Source organism: Buttiauxella sp. 3AFRM03 (assembly GCF_003675305.1).
In the GTDB taxonomy this organism is placed as follows: Bacteria; Pseudomonadota; Gammaproteobacteria; order Enterobacterales; family Enterobacteriaceae; genus Buttiauxella; species Buttiauxella ferragutiae.
Genome location: NZ_CP033076.1, coordinates 4,647,392 through 4,660,907, shown reverse-complemented (window position 1 = coordinate 4,660,907; position 13,516 = coordinate 4,647,392). Strand labels below are relative to the sequence as shown.

The window sequence follows — 13,516 nt, the reverse complement described above, 5'->3', positions numbered from 1 at the left end:
TGGTATGCTAATAATTCATGATGTGACCGGTAGCACATTTTTGAGTTTAATTGTATGATGAATGCGTTTTCTAAAAGGTAATCACTATGCGTAACTCACTCACCACACTATGGCAGTACCTGCGGGCATTTATATTAATTTACATATGCTTATATGCAGGTATTGCCATTTCGTCACTGCTTCCTATCACCATCCCCGGCAGCATTATTGGCATGCTGATTTTGTTTGTATTGCTGTCGCTGCAAATCGTCCCTGCCAAATGGGTTAAACCCGGTTGCCAAATATTGATTCGTAACATGGCGCTGCTGTTTGTGCCGATTGGCGTAGGTGTGATGCAGTATGTCGATGTAATAAAACAACAATTTGGCCCTGTCGTGGTCTCATGTTTTATCAGTACCCTGGTGGTGTTAGTGGTGGTGAGCTGGAGTTCCCAGTTAATGCATGGCGAGCGTAAAGTGGTGAGCGAGCGCGAGGGTGAGACAAAATGATTCATCATCTTTGGTGGTCTTTACCTTTAACACTGGCGACTTTTTTCCTGGCTCGCCAGGTTGCTGTCCGTTATAAATCGCCGGTTCTGAACCCGTTGCTGATTTCCATGATTGTGATAATCCCAATCCTGGTCTTGACCCGTACCCCTTACGAACATTATTTCGAAGGCAGTAAAGTATTAAATGACTTGCTGCAACCGGCCGTTGTTGCCCTCGCCTTCCCGCTTTACGAACAGCTTCACCAGATTCGCGCGCGCTGGAAATCCATTATCACTATCTGTTTTATTGGCAGTATGGTGGCGATGATTACCGGTACTTCGGTGGCATTACTGATGGGGGCAACTCCGCAAATTGCCGCTTCGATTTTGCCGAAATCAGTGACCACCCCTATCGCAATGGCAGTCGGTGGCAGTATCGGTGGGATCCCGGCGATTAGCGCAGTCTGTGTGATTTTTGTCGGTATTTTGGGTGCCGTATTTGGTCATACCCTTTTGAATTTAATGAACATTACCACTAAGGCGTCTCGTGGTCTTGCGATGGGGACGGCATCTCATGCCCTCGGCACCGCTCGCTGCGCGGAACTTGATTACCAGGAAGGGGCTTTTAGCTCATTGGCGCTGGTGATCTGCGGCATCATTACCTCACTGATTGCCCCGTTCCTGTTCCCGGTTATTTTGGCCGTTGTAGGTTAAAACTTGCGAGAGATCGCGCATTTTCATTCTTTATTTCATACGTTGCATTTGTAATTAGATGAAGATCACATATAAAGCCTATACAGACCCGTAAACTACGGGTCAATCACTTGTTATGAGGCTAATTTCCATGCGCTCACGTTTTCAGGCTGCTCTCGCACAACTCCCGGCTGCACTGCAAACCGCACTGCAACCCTTGATTACTGACTCTCATTTCCCGGCAATGTTTATTGCTTCCGAAGTAGAATCACTGAAAGCTCAGACCGGCCTTGATGACGATGCATTGGCCTTCGCCTTATTGCCACTCGCAGCCTCTTGTGCACGTGCTGATTTATCACAGTTTTATGTCGGCGCTGTGGCGCGCGGTGTAAGCGGTAACCTTTATTTTGGCGGCAATATGGAGTTTCTCGGCTCCACCATGCAGCAGACCGTTCATGCCGAGCAGAGCGCAATTACTCACGCGTGGATGCGCGGTGAAAAAGCACTCTCCGCCATTACGGTTAACTACACACCTTGTGGCCATTGCCGCCAGTTTATGAACGAGCTGAATAGCGGTGTAGCACTACGCATTAATTTGCCAGGCCGTAAACCCGCCACGCTTGGCGATTATCTGCCTGATGCCTTTGGCCCACGCGATTTAGAAATCAAAACCTTGCTGCTTGATGAAATGGACCATGGCTTTGAGTTGCAGGGCGATGAATTAAGCCGTGCCGCCATTGCCGCGGCAAACCGTAGCCATGCGCCGTACAGCAACGCGCCTTCAGGTGTGGCGCTGGAAATGCGTGACGGGACGATTTTCAAAGGGAGCTATGCAGAAAACGCGGCATTCAATCCTTCCCTGCCACCACTGCAGGCCGCACTGAATCTGCTGAGTCTTTCGGGTTATGACTATAACGATATTCAGCGGGCAATACTTGCTGAAAAAGCCGAAGCACCACTAACTCAATGGGATGCGACCGCTGCCACATTAAAAGCGCTGGGCTGTATGAATATTGACCGCGCACTTTTGAATTGATATTCACAGTACGGGCGTGCTTGCGTCCGTACTGTTTAAATTTAACGCAACCAACGCAGTGAATCTTGCTCTTACCCACCAGGTAAAGTAGCCTTGAATAAAATTCCCTCCTTTTTTAGAGCCGCAAGTCCATGTTGAAGCGCGTGTTTTATAGCCTGTTGGTGATAATCGGATTGGCTGTGGTCGCTGCGCTATGTCTTGACCGCTGGATAAGCTGGAAAACTGCGCCTTACGTCTATGATGAATTGCAGGACTTGCCCTACCGCCAGGTCGGCGTGGTGCTTGGAACCGCCAAATATTACCGCACAGGCGTGATTAATCAGTATTACCAATTCCGTATTCAGGGCGCGTTAAATGCTTATAACAGCGGTAAAGTAAATTACCTGCTGTTAAGCGGCGATAATGCCCTGCAAAGCTACAACGAACCCATGACCATGCGTAAAGATCTGATTGCCGGTGGTGTTGACCCGGCCGACATCGTGCTGGATTACGCTGGTTTTCGTACCCTGGATTCTATCGTTCGTACCCGCAAAGTCTTTGATACCAACGATTTCATCATTATCACCCAGCGTTTCCATTGCGAACGTGCGCTATTTATTGCCTTGCATATGGGTATCCAGGCGCAGTGTTACGCCGTTCCCTCGCCAAAAAATATGATGACTGTACGTATCCGTGAATTTGGTGCCCGATTAGGCGCGCTCGCGGATCTGTATATCTTTAAACGTGAACCGCGTTTTCTTGGCCCATTGGTGCCAATTCCTGCAATGCATGAAGTACCTGAAGATGCACAAGCTTATCCGGCTGTGACGCCAGAACAGTTGCTGGAGTTACAGAAAAAACCCTAAAGTAAGCCCTCAAGGAAGGAAGAATGGCTGTTAATAAAATATTACTGGCATTGGTTCCCGCACTCAGTCTGCTGGCTGCACCTGCACTGGCGCAGGCAGAAGAAGAATGCATGGCGCAGTTAAAAACACAGGCCGCGTTGCTGCATCCTACAAGTCAGCTAAATGAAAGTAACAGTGCCTGCAAAGTGTGGCCGTGGGCTCCAGACAAAACCATTATGGTGATGATGTTATCCGCACCCGACGCTGACCCCAATATGCCCATCTACGACGTCGATGTGTTAGTGACGGACACACATAGCGGTAAGGTAATTGCGCGCAATACCCACCCGCAAGCCATTCAGGATGATGCGATAGCAACTAGCTCTGTCACCATCGATACAGCACGTTACCAGCTCACCCCAGATTTACGCGCCTTTGCCATCCGCTTTGTCCATACTGGTTCTTCCAATGTTAACCAGTTCGGTGTTGAAAGCCTGAATATGTATGTGCTTAAAGACAAAACGCTGCCTTTGCTGGTTAATCACTTCAGTATGGTGATTGACAGCGGAGAGTGGGATGGGGCTTGCACGGGATATTTTACGAAAAACAAGCGAACTATTTCGGTGTTAAACACTACCAGCAACGGCTATGCCGATCTGCGAGTACACGATAAAAAAGTCTCAAATGAAACAAACCGGGATAAAGCCGGTAAATGTGCAGAAACAAAGGTTGGCGAAGAGGAAACAGATATTATTCTGCGTTTTGATGGGAAAGTTTATCCGGTGGATAAAAAAGAGCAGTTTGACAGTGCATTTTGATTAAATGATCAGGGTGAGCCTTCGCCCACCCTGACAATAAATTACTTCTTACGTGCGTATTTCAATGAATCCAGTGCGACCGCGAAGATAATGATCGCACCCTTGATGATGTACTGCCAGTAAGGGTTCACGCCGATATACGTCAAACCGTAGTTGATGACGGTGAAGATGATAACACCGGTCACCACGCCCACGACCGTCCCCACGCCGCCGCTGAATGACACACCGCCGACGACGCACGCCGCAATCGCATCCAGTTCGTACATGAAGCCAAGGTTGTTGGTCGCAGAACCGATACGCCCAGCTTCTAACATCCCGCCGAAGGCGTAGAACACACCAGACAGCGCGTAAATCATGATCAGGTTCAGTGCAACGTTAACACCAGAAACTTTAGCGGCTTCAGGGTTACCACCGATGGCGAAGATGTTCTTACCAAAGCGCGTTTTGTTCCACAGAATCCAGACAAAGCCAATCGCAATCAACGCATAGAACGTGATGTACGAGAGCTTAAAGTTACCCATCTTGATAAAGCCCTGGGTAAAGGTCGAGAACCCGCTATCGAACCCCGCAATTGGCGATGCGCCAACAAAGTCGTAGTACAGGGAGTTGATACCGTAAACGATGATCATGGTACCCAAAGTGGTGATAAACGGCGTCACGTTCAGGTAAGCAATGATAATACCGTTAACCAGACCAATGATTGCGCCGATAGCACAAACGATCAGGATAACCAACGGGATTGGCATGGTGCTCATTTCAGGGAAAACTTTGTTTACGTTTTCCATTGATTGCAGGAATGTCGCCGCGACAACCGCCGCTAAACCTACCTGGCGACCTGCTGACAGGTCAGTACCCTGAGTCACAATCAGCCCCGCCACACCCAATGCAATGATGATACGCACGGAAGACTGGGTCAGAATGTTACTTAAGTTCATCAAGCTTAAAAACGTTGGGTCCTGGAAAATAATAATCGCCAGCAGCACCAGCAATACGACATAAATGCCGCCTTCTTTCAGATAAGTTAGAAAACTTTTCTTATTTAACGCACTCATTTTAATAGCCCCTAAATTATCAAAGGTGCACAGACGCAAGACGTAATATTTCGTTCTGCGTGGTTGTTTTAGTGTCTACAATTCCGGCAACGAGACCATTGCTCATCACCAGGATACGATCTGTAATCCCTAACAACTCTGGCATTTCGGACGAAATAATGATGATTCCTTTCCCTTTTTTGGCGAGTTCAGCAATAAGCTGATAAATTTCAAATTTAGCCCCAACATCAATCCCGCGAGTCGGTTCATCTAACATTAAAATTTCTGGCTGTGTTAATAACCAACGGCCAATAATCACTTTTTGTTGGTTACCACCGGACAGCGAACCAATCGCCGTGCGATGACCTGGTGTTTTGACACGCATTGAGTCGATTACCCATTGGGTATCGCTTTTCATGCGCGAATTATCCAGTAAGCCAACTTTGTTTTTATAATTGCGAATATTAGAAATCAGTGAGTTAAAACCAATATCCAGGTACGCATAAATACCGGTTGAGCGACGTTCTTCTGTCACCAGGGCAAAGCCATGGTTAATCGCTTCGTTCGCGCTATGGTTATTAATCTTTTTGCCGTGCAACGTAATAGTACCGTCTGATTTTTCACGGATACCAAAAAGTGTTTCAACAATATCAGTACGTTTTGCACCGACCAGACCAGCAATGCCAAGAATTTCCCCTTTGTGCAAATCAAAGGAAACATCGCGAATCGAAGGCTGACGTAGTGAAGTCAGGTTACGGACTTCCATAATCACTTCACCCGGCACGTTTTCTTTTGTCGGGAAGCGTTGGTTTAGCGAGCGGCCCACCATCATGGAGATAATTTTATCCATATCCAGCCCTTCTAATGGCTGGGTGGCAATCCACTGCCCGTCACGTAAAATCGTGATTTCATCGCACAGCTGGAAAATTTCTTCCATTTTGTGGGAGATATAAACAATACCGCAGCCGCGTTCTTTTAATTTACGGATGATTTTGAAAAGGTGATTAACTTCTTTTTCTGTCAGCGAGGATGTTGGCTCATCCATAATGACGATTTTGGCATTGTAAGAAAACGCTTTGGCAATTTCGATCATCTGCATTTGTGATACTGACAATGTGCCCACACGTGCTTTAGGGTCAATATCAATATCCAGTTCATCGAAAATATGTTTGGTATCGCGGTACATTTTGTCCTGGTCGACAAATACACCTTTAGTTGGGTAGCGCCCCAGCCACATGTTATCCATTACGGTACGTTGTAAAACCAGGTTTAATTCCTGGTGCACCATAGAAATACCATTTTCCAGCGCTTCTTTGGTGCTGGAAAAGTTAACTTCTTGTCCCTGAAAAAGAATACTGCCGGAATCTTTGGCATAGATCCCAAATAGGCATTTTAATAATGTTGATTTGCCTGCACCGTTCTCACCCATTAATGCGTGAATGGAATGAGGACGAACTTTTAAATTAACATTATCCAGTGCCTTAACGCCGGGGAATGATTTATTAATGTTGGTCATTTCCAACAAATATTCCGACGACTGATTTGTAATATTGTCGACCATAATTACGGTTCCAATAGTGTCACTGAGTGGATTGAGCCGGACGAAAATCACATCCGGCTCGACACTTTTTTTAAAACCATATCCAAAATAATTCGAGTTGCACAAAGGCGACAAGCTCGTGAGTCCCCGGCAGCTTACTTAAGTAAGTGACCGGGGTGAGCGAGTGCAGTTAACGCATCTGCGGCTCGAAGTATGAAGGATACTTATTTACCAGTAAATTCAGCCAGATTGCTCTGATCAACACCGACGTATGGGATACGAACGATTTTGTTCTCAATCTTCCACTTAGTGCCTTCAGCGGCAGGCTTACCATCGGCCAGGTTTTTAGCCAGATCGAAGGTTGCTTTAGCCTGGTTGTTGGCATCGTTCAGAACGGTACCGGCCATTGCGCCAGATTTAACCAGTGCCAGAGCTTCTGGCAGGGCATCAACACCAAAGACTGGAATAGAAGATTTGTTGTGCGCTTTCAGCGCTTCAACTGCACCCATTGCCATCGCATCGTTGTTGGCAATAACCACTTCGATTTTGTTAGCGTTCGGGCCAGACAACCATGCGTCCATCTTATCTTTTGCCTGAGCGGTATCCCACATTGCAGTATCTAACTGCAGCTGTTGAGTTTTCAGGCCTTTGGTATTCAGCTCTTTAATAACATAGGTAGTACGAGCTTCAGCATCCGGGTGGCCTGGTTCGCCTTTGAGCAGAACGAATTGAACCTGACCATCTTTGTTCAGATCCCATGCCGGGTTAGCTGCCCAATGTTTAGCAATCAGGTCGCCCTGGATGATGCCAGACTCTTTAGAGTCAGTACCCACGTAGTAAGCTTTGTCGTAGCTATCCAGCGCTTTACGAGAAGGTTCTTTGTTGTAGAACACGATTGGAATGTTCTGGCCGCGAGCTTTTTCGATAACGGTGCCCGCAGCAGCAGGGTCAACCAGGTTGATTGCCAGTGCTTTCACGCCTTTTGCCAACAGTACGTCAATCTGATCGTTCTGCTTGGACTGGTCGTTTTGCGAGTCGTTCATCAGCAGTTCTACGTCTGGAGAAGCTTTTGCGTCTTTCTCAATTGCTTTGCGAACCACTGACATGAAGTTATCGTCATATTTATAAATGGTCACACCAATACGGGTATCAGCTGCATGAGCGGCTGCGCCAAACAACATGCAAGACATAACAGCGGACAGGGTCAAAACCTTCTTATTCATGGTATCTCCGGTTTTTTGCAGGGTAGTACATTAGGTATTCAGGCAGGCAGCACTGTTACAAAAATGTTACTGAATGCCGAAAATTTTCTATAGTAAAAAACTCTTCCGTGTTCGGTAACGATCCATAACTGCTTTTATTGATGATTTTTTTGCTTAATACCTATGCGCAAACTGATGAGTCAGCGTTACATATAGTTTCAGCTGATAAAACGCTGACATCATAGTCATCGCAATGTTAATTAACTGTGAATTTACTCACAAATTGAAACCGGTTACATCAAAGACTTTATTCAGAGAGTGATCGATGCCGCAATTTGCCGTGGAGCCACCGAATGACGGCGCACCAAAGTCGGCATAAAACAGTGCGTTGCACCAATATCGAGCGTTCCTGCCGCCCCTTGTAGCGCCAGTTCCGTCGCCAGACGCGCCATTGAAACAATGGGGTATCGCACCGTGGTGAGTTGCGGATCGGTGTAACGTGCGATGGGAATATCATCAAAACCGATCACTGAAACATGATGCGGCACGACAATCCCGTTATCTTTCAAGGCAGTTAACGCTCCGGCCGCCATGCTGTCGTTGTAAGCAAACACCGCACTGAGTTGCAGATTGCGGCCAAGCAATTCCACCATTGCCGCTTCGCCGCCCTGCATATCCGGTGAACCTACGCCTACCCAGCTTTCTGGCGGGGTAATCCCCTGCTCTGTCATGCCACGCATCCAGCCTTCACGGCGTTGTGCGTTATCTTCAATCGCATGACTGGAGGCCAGATAACCAATGCGTTGATGACCTTGATTAAACAGCATTCGTGTTGCCATCAACGCACCACTGACGTTATCAAGCCCCACGCAACGGTGTTCGTAGCCCGGCACAATTCGGTTAACCAGCACCATGCCGGGAATTTGATCGAGGAACTCAGCTAATTCTTGATCGCCGAGAGCTTTAGCATGAACAATCAATGCGTTACAGCGCTGACGAATCAACACTTCAATGGCATGACGCTCTTTTTCTTCCTGGTGGTAGCTGTTGCCGATGAGCACATATTTGTTGTGCTGCTGTGCCACAACATCCACGGCCTTCACCAGCGCGCCAAAGAACGGATCGGACACATCCATCACCACCACGCCGATGGTATCGCTGACCTGAGTTGCCAGAGCCTGGGCGTTAGCGTTTGGCCGATAACCCAGCTGCGCCACCGCCTGCATTACGCTTTCACGGGTGTCCGCACTGACCAGCGCGCTGTTATTAAGTACACGAGAAACGGTCGCCACTGAGACACCAGCGATGCGGGCAACGTCACGAATGGTGATCATATTTTTCACCAGTCGAAAGAGGAGTTAGTCTCATGAATGCACCCTGTATTTGGCAAGGTGGCTATTCTGGCAGCGACGCGGGAATGACTACGTGAGGATGATCACATCGATGAAAACGGTTACATACAAATCGTTAACGTTTGTGATGTATATCATTATCTTGTTGTATGTTTCAGAGAAACCCCAGCAGCACGTGCTGTGAGTTGTCGCCATAGCCATTCAATTGGCCCCTGGCGGAAGAAACGCAGCCATAGCATTGAAAAGACAATGTTGATGACCCAGACCGCGGGAACGAAAGCCAGCAGCGACAGGCGGTCATACTTCATATAACCGCCCATCTGGAAGAAGAATGCGGTGCAAATCAGCGTTTGCAGCAAGTAATTCGATAGCGCCATGCGCCCGACATGCGCGACAGCATTCACCAGTCGCCAACGCGAAAGCTGCGGCCAGTAGCCAAATGCCAGCGCGGCATAACCGATAGTTTGAAACGGCGCACTCAATTCACGCGGGGCTTGCAGCAAGAAAGCACACCAGCGATAACCCCAGCCAAGGTGCCACTGGGCATAAATAGCCGGAATGTTGATTAACATACCGACGATAATCAGCCACCAGCCGGTGCGGCGGTAATGATGCAAACTGAACGCCCCACGCAACCAACCGCTACGCATTAATGACGCGCCCAACAGCATCATTCCAGCCAGTTGCCAGCCGTACTGCGCGCCTAACGCCACTAAATTTGAGGAAAGTAAGTCAATGCGATTACTGATAGCTTCGCTCCCGCCCTGCAATTTCCACCATTGCTCATACTGCAGGTTGGCCGCATCCGGCACCCAGGAACGGTTCGGCGCATCACCAGAGATAAAGCCCAGCAACAGCAATACCCCAATGCCGGTGAGATAGAGAATTACCCCGGTATTAAACAGTGAGCGAATCCCCGGCGCGTCGCGAATCAAGCGCCAGCACACCAGGCCGACTAAACCATAAGCCAGCAAAATATCGCCATCCCATAACAAGATAGCGTGCATGAAACCCAACAAGACTAATAACGTCAGACGTGACTGAATCCAGCGTTTGCCGCGATGTAACAACATCTGCAAGCCAGCGCCAAATAATAAAGCGAATAAGGTGAGGAATTTGACCTGGGCAAAGAGATCAAGAATGGCCCATGTCCAGGCCTCGCGGTCAGTAATAGCACCGGACCAGGCAGGGTTCAGATACGCCGCCTTCGGCAAACCGAAGGCCACGATATTAAGCAGCAGAATGCCGAGAATAGCGACGCCACGGACAAAATCCAGCGTACCGTTTCTCTCCATACACCCTGCCTGATAAATGTTAGTTATGACGCACAGCGCGCAGAAATTCCTGACGGGTATTCTGGCTGGATTTGAACAAGCCGCCTAACGACGTGGTCGTCGTGGCACTGGTTGCATCCTGCACACCACGCGCTTTCACACAATAATGGACCGCATCAATAGATACCGCCACATTGTTGGTGCCAAGCAGCGTTTGCAGGGCAATCAGGATTTGCTGAGTTAAGCGTTCCTGAACCTGCGGGCGCTGGGCAAAGAATTGCACAATGCGGTTAATTTTTGACAGGCCAATGACGGTGTCTTTTGGCAGATATGAAACTGTCGCTTTACCGTCGATAGTCACGAAATGGTGTTCACAGGTACTGGTGAGCGTGATGTTGCGCACGGTGACCATTTCATCGACCTTCATCTTATTTTCGATGACGGTGATTTTTGGGAAGTTGGCATAATCGAGGCCGGAGAAAATCTCATCGACATACATTTTGGCGATGCGATGCGGCGTTTCCATCAAGCTGTCGTCGCTCAAATCAAGATTCAGCAACTGCATGATTTCCGTCATATGCTCGGCAATCTGACGTTTGCGGGTTTCGTTATCAAGTTCACGCAATTGCGGACGCAGCGGGGTTTCCAGGCCGCGTGCAACTAATGCTTCGTGAACCAATGCGGCTTCTGGACTTAATGATGGCATACTATTTTCTCCTGCAGGTGTGGCTGACCTCGGCCCTACATGGGGCAAAGTGTGCGCTTATTGTGCGTGAGCACGGTCGCATAATCCAGTAGTGCGAACGATAATTAATGAAATCGTCAAAACCTTCGCCAAACTAAACCGCCACCAACCAACAATGCCAACCCTGCGACATATAAAGCTGGCTCCAGTTGCCCGGTTAGCGAAGTCGAGGTTGCCGATAACATTGGCCCAACCAACTGCCCCATCGCGTATCCGCTGGTCAGTAATCCCGCCATATAACGGGTATGTTGCGGTGCCAGTTCACGGCCATATTGTAATGACAATTGCACCGCACATAAGAACCCGCCGCCCACTAACAACGCCCCCAGAACCAGCCCGCTAATACCGGGAATGATATCTGAGGCGAATACTCCAAGCGCCTGCAACCAAAGGACCAGCGCTAAGCGTTGATGGGTTTGCAGCCAAAATCGTGTGGCAATACCCAGCAAAATACCGCATACCGCCGCACCGCCAAATATCGGCCAGACGAATTGCGCGAATGCGCTACCAGGAAAACGTGCGCTAGCCATTTGCGATAAAAACGTCGCGGGCAGAATATAGCCAAATCCGGCGAGGCTGTAGCTCAACAGCAGCCGTTTGAGCGGCGCGGTTAAAACCAGCGGTTCGGGTGCCGTTTCCGGGCGATGTAACTCCCCTTTGCGTGGTAAGTTGCGGGCGATTAATAAGATCAATAACAACGCCAGAACGCCATAAACCAACCAGCCGTGAGCTGCGGATAAACCATAACTGTGGATCGCCACCGCCAGCAAACCGCTGATAAATATCCCGGCACCAGGACCGGCAAATACCGCAGCGCTTAAACCGGGCTTGCCTAAACGCGCCAGTTGCTCGTTGCTCCAGGCGGCAATTAACACCATTGCCCAGCCACTGGCACAGCCAATCAGGAAGCGAATCAGCGCGTGCCACAATGCGGAATCGACGGTGGCGGATAACAGCGTCAAAACCACCGCCCCCCAAACACCGAGCATCAAACGGAATTCGACACGCCGGTGCGCGCGCATGGCATCCCACGCGCCAATCAGATAGCCGAGATAGTTAATCGCGGCTACCAAACCCGCACTGGTTAAGGTAAGTTGCCCTTCCGCTATCATCAGCGGGACTTGTGGCGTAAAGGCAAAGCGGCCAATGCCCATTGCCACCACCAACACCAGAAATCCCGTCAACGCGATACGAAGTGCCACATCGCCCCCAATTGTTACGATTTCGTTGCCAGCATGATGCCGCATGACTAGACTGGGGTGAAGTGAAAGTTATTCATTGATATTGAATATATTTAAGGACATTTATATGGAACTGCTTGAAGAACACCGATGTTTTGAAGGCTGGCAGCAGCGCTGGCGCCATGATTCCGCGGTATTGAAATGCCCGATGACGTTCAGTATTTTTCTGCCAACTCCGCGCACCACTCCCCCACCCGTTCTGTACTGGCTGTCAGGCCTGACCTGTAACGACGAAAACTTCACCACTAAAGCGGGCGCACAACGTGTCGCTTCTGAACTGGGCATTGTTCTGGTGATGCCGGACACCAGTCCGCGCGGTGAAAATGTGCCGAATAATGAAAGTTACGATCTCGGCCAGGGCGCAGGTTTTTACCTGAACGCGACAGAGCAGCCGTGGGCTGACCATTTCCGCATATACGACTACATTAATCACGAGTTGCCCGCGTTAATTGCCGATAATTTCAGCATCAGCGATAAGGCCTCTATTTTCGGCCATTCGATGGGCGGCCACGGCGCACTGAGCATCGCGTTGAAAAACCCTGGTCGTTATTGTTCGGTTTCTGCATTTGCGCCGATTGTGAATCCAACGCGCGTCCCGTGGGGGAAAAAAGCGTTTGCGGCTTATTTAGGTGCAGACGAAGAGAAATGGCGCGAATGGGATAGCTGCTGTTTATTGATGCAGGCCGATAGCGCGCAGGCGATTCCGGTGCTTATCGATCAAGGGGATGCCGATCAGTTCTTAGCAGATCAACTACAACCCGCGCAGTTTGCTGAAGTGGCGCGGCAGAAAAACTGGCCGTTAACTCTGCGTGTACAGCCAGGTTACGACCATAGTTATTACTTTATTGCTTCGTTTGTGGAAGACCATTTGCGGTTCCACGCGGAGCATTTGGGGTAACTGTTTGATTTAGTTTGCCCTCACCCCGACCCTCTCCCACAGGAGAGGGAGAAAACTGGGCTATCCCCTCTCCCTCAGGGCTGTCTCTTAGTCACAACTTTGAGGGGCGATTTAAGCCGGACCCGAAATTCAAGGTCAAAGTCAAAAGCCAAGGCGGTTTTGACTTTGTTCCCGGCTTCAATCGCGCCGTTTTTTACCCTTCAGTCGGGGTCACGTGGTCGGGAACCACGTGAGAGAGCGATCGTCGGGAACGAGTCGCGAACGACCCCGAATGTTGGGTGAAAAACGGTGTTTACCGCTTGCGGCGATTGATTTGCCGTGCGCCTGGATTATCAAGGGGTTGGCGTTAACCCCTTGATTCGTTCACCGTTTGCGGGAATCACAGAGATAACTGAA

General features: G+C 49.2%; 13 protein-coding genes. 6 read left to right on the top strand and 7 right to left on the bottom strand.

Translation table 11 applies throughout. From position 1 onward, the window contains the following. The first annotated feature begins 86 nt into the window (after window positions 1-86). From D8682_RS23220 to D8682_RS23200, 5 genes are all read left to right on the top strand, one after another. Window positions 87-488, top strand: coding sequence for a CidA/LrgA family protein (locus tag D8682_RS23220; protein ID WP_121815221.1), 402 nt, complete (start codon window positions 87-89; stop codon window positions 486-488). After that, window positions 485-1,180, top strand: coding sequence for a CidB/LrgB family autolysis modulator (locus D8682_RS23215; RefSeq protein WP_064545019.1), 696 nt, complete (start codon window positions 485-487; stop codon window positions 1,178-1,180). Before D8682_RS23220 ends, D8682_RS23215 begins: the two co-directional genes overlap by 4 nt. A 130-nt stretch (window positions 1,181-1,310) precedes the next feature. Further along, window positions 1,311-2,195: a cytidine deaminase gene (cdd, locus tag D8682_RS23210; RefSeq protein ID WP_121815220.1), complete on the top strand. Its 885-nt coding sequence runs from the start codon at window positions 1,311-1,313 to the stop codon at window positions 2,193-2,195. 131 nt (window positions 2,196-2,326) lie between these two features. Further along, complete coding sequence (gene sanA, locus D8682_RS23205) at window positions 2,327-3,040, top strand: outer membrane permeability protein SanA (protein ID WP_064545015.1); 714 nt, start codon at window positions 2,327-2,329, stop codon at window positions 3,038-3,040. Window positions 3,041-3,063: 23 nt separating this feature from the next. After that, window positions 3,064-3,837 carry a hypothetical protein gene (locus D8682_RS23200; protein ID WP_121815219.1) on the top strand — a complete coding sequence of 258 codons (774 nt, stop codon included), beginning with the start codon at window positions 3,064-3,066 and terminating at the stop codon, window positions 3,835-3,837. A gap of 41 nt (window positions 3,838-3,878) precedes the next feature. Here the strand turns inward: D8682_RS23200 and mglC are convergent, their stop codons facing one another. The 7 genes from mglC to D8682_RS23165 all read right to left on the bottom strand — a co-directional run bounded on the left by mglC (window position 3,879) and on the right by D8682_RS23165 (window position 12,183). Continuing rightward, on the bottom strand, window positions 3,879-4,889 hold the full coding sequence (gene mglC, locus D8682_RS23195; RefSeq protein WP_064545011.1) for a galactose/methyl galactoside ABC transporter permease MglC: 1,011 nt from the start codon (window positions 4,887-4,889) through the stop codon (window positions 3,879-3,881). Window positions 4,890-4,908: 19 nt separating this feature from the next. Beyond that, on the bottom strand, window positions 4,909-6,429 hold the full coding sequence (gene mglA / locus D8682_RS23190) for a galactose/methyl galactoside ABC transporter ATP-binding protein MglA (protein ID WP_064545008.1): 1,521 nt from the start codon (window positions 6,427-6,429) through the stop codon (window positions 4,909-4,911). A 203-nt stretch (window positions 6,430-6,632) separates the two neighbouring features. Continuing rightward, complete coding sequence (mglB, locus tag D8682_RS23185) at window positions 6,633-7,631, bottom strand: galactose/glucose ABC transporter substrate-binding protein MglB (RefSeq protein ID WP_064545006.1); 999 nt, start codon at window positions 7,629-7,631, stop codon at window positions 6,633-6,635. A gap of 290 nt (window positions 7,632-7,921) precedes the next feature. After that, window positions 7,922-8,944, bottom strand: a complete 1,023-nt coding sequence (gene galS, locus D8682_RS23180) for an HTH-type transcriptional regulator GalS (RefSeq protein WP_064545004.1) — start codon at window positions 8,942-8,944, stop codon at window positions 7,922-7,924. A 155-nt stretch (window positions 8,945-9,099) separates the two neighbouring features. Further along, the gene (gene yeiB / locus D8682_RS23175) at window positions 9,100-10,257 is read right to left on the bottom strand and encodes a DUF418 domain-containing protein YeiB (protein WP_064545002.1); all 1,158 of its coding nucleotides are present in this window, start codon (window positions 10,255-10,257) and stop codon (window positions 9,100-9,102) included. 19 nt (window positions 10,258-10,276) lie between these two features. Continuing rightward, a complete protein-coding gene (folE, locus tag D8682_RS23170) occupies window positions 10,277-10,942 on the bottom strand; it encodes a GTP cyclohydrolase I FolE (protein ID WP_064545000.1) in 666 nt (221 codons plus the stop codon). A 116-nt stretch (window positions 10,943-11,058) separates the two neighbouring features. After that, window positions 11,059-12,183 (bottom strand): YbfB/YjiJ family MFS transporter, encoded by a 1,125-nt coding sequence (locus D8682_RS23165; protein WP_121815763.1) that lies wholly within the window; start codon window positions 12,181-12,183, stop codon window positions 11,059-11,061. Window positions 12,184-12,289: 106 nt separating this feature from the next. On the opposite strand from D8682_RS23165, the gene fghA reads away from it, so the two are divergent. Beyond that, entirely contained in the window at window positions 12,290-13,120 is an 831-nt protein-coding gene (gene fghA, locus D8682_RS23160; RefSeq protein WP_121815218.1) for an S-formylglutathione hydrolase, read from the top strand. The last annotated feature ends 396 nt before the right edge of the window (window positions 13,121-13,516 follow it).